The 1,442-nt window shown below is 67.7% G+C and carries 2 protein-coding genes; both read left to right on the top strand.

Annotation, left to right across the window (positions count from 1 at the left end):
* The first annotated feature begins 102 nt into the window (after window positions 1-102).
* Window positions 103-567: a homoprotocatechuate degradation operon regulator HpaR gene (gene hpaR, locus ABE485_RS31100; protein ID WP_346519099.1), complete on the top strand. Its 465-nt coding sequence runs from the start codon at window positions 103-105 to the stop codon at window positions 565-567.
* Between the two features lie 28 nt (window positions 568-595).
* The gene (hpaI, locus tag ABE485_RS31095; RefSeq protein WP_346519098.1) at window positions 596-1,396 is read left to right on the top strand and encodes a 4-hydroxy-2-oxoheptanedioate aldolase; all 801 of its coding nucleotides are present in this window, start codon (window positions 596-598) and stop codon (window positions 1,394-1,396) included.
* Window positions 1,397-1,442 lie beyond the last annotated feature (46 nt).

Raw genomic sequence — 1,442 nt, 5'->3', positions numbered from 1 at the left:
CCGCTTGCGAACGCCGCATGCGCGCGCCGCATGCGCGCGCCGCATGCGCGCGCCCGAAAACACCTATCGGCCCTGGCACGGCTTCTTGCTAACATTGCCGCCATGAGTCCGAACTTCCACCACCGCAATCTTCCCCATTTGCTGCTCTACGCGCGCGAGACGCTGATGGCGCATTTCCGCCCCATCCTGCAAGCGGCCGGCGTCACCGAACAGCAATGGCGGGTATTGCGCACCTTGAGCGAAGTGGGCTCGATGGAGCCCAACCAGATCGCGCGCAGCTGCCAGATCCTGAGCCCCAGCCTCACCCGCATGCTGGCCGGCATGGAAGAGCAAGGCCTGATCAAGCGCGCGCGTTCCAGCGCCGACCAGCGCCGCCAGGAAATCTCCCTGACCGCCAAAAGCCACAAACTCATCGACCGCATGCGTCCGCAAGTGGATGCGAAGTACCAGGAAATCGAAGAGAAGATCGGCAAGGAATTGCTGGACCGCCTGTACCGCGATGTGGACGCCATGGTCGACCTGATCAGGCGCGACACCTCCGAACCGCCCGACTCCGGCACGCCCTAGCGTGCTGCCCCGAACGACCCCGACATCCATGGACATCCTGACCAATACCTTCAAGCAAGCATTGCGCGACGGCAAGCCCCAAATCGGCCTGTGGGCCGGCCTGGCCAGCGCCTACACATCGGAAATCCTTGCGGGCGCCGGTTTCGACTGGCTGCTGATCGACGGCGAGCACGCCCCCAACACGCTGGATTCGACGCTTGCCCAGCTCCAGTCCGTGGCGGCCTACCCCGTGGCGCCGGTGGTGCGGCCCGCCTGGAACGATCCGGTGCAGATCAAGCAGATCCTGGACACCGGCGCGCAGACGCTGCTGGTGCCCATGGTCCAGTCCGCCGAGGAAGCCGCCGCGGCGGTGGCGGCCGTGCGCTATCCGCCTGAAGGCATCCGCGGCGTGGGCAGCGCCTTGGCGCGCTCATCGCGCTGGAACCGCATCCCGAACTACCTCGAACGCGCCAACGGCGAGATGTGCGTGCTGGTGCAGATTGAAACGCCGCGCGGCATCCAGGCGCTGGACGAGATCCTGGCGGTGGACGGCGTGGACGGCGCCTTCATCGGCCCGGCCGACCTGTCGGCAAGCATGGGCTACCTGGGCCAGCCGGAACACCCCGAAGTCGAGAAGACCATCGACGACGCCATCGCCCGCATCGTGCGGTCCGGCAAGGCGGCGGGCATCCTGCATAGCGGCGTGGTTCAGGCCAGACACTATCTGGCGCTGGGCGCGACCTTCGTCGCGGTGGGCGTGGATGCGGTGCTGCTGGCGCGCGCGGCCGAAGCGCTGGCCGGCCAGTTCAAGGACCTGACCGCGATCGCGTCGGGCAAGGGTCCGTACTGAGCGTCGGCGCCGCGGGCGCTCCGGCGCCCGCGGCAGCTGGTTCCTC

The sequence above is a fragment of the Achromobacter spanius genome, assembly GCF_039673305.1.
GTDB lineage: Bacteria > Pseudomonadota > Gammaproteobacteria > Burkholderiales > Burkholderiaceae_B > Achromobacter > Achromobacter spanius_F.
This window is presented reverse-complemented; position numbering and strand designations above follow the sequence as displayed.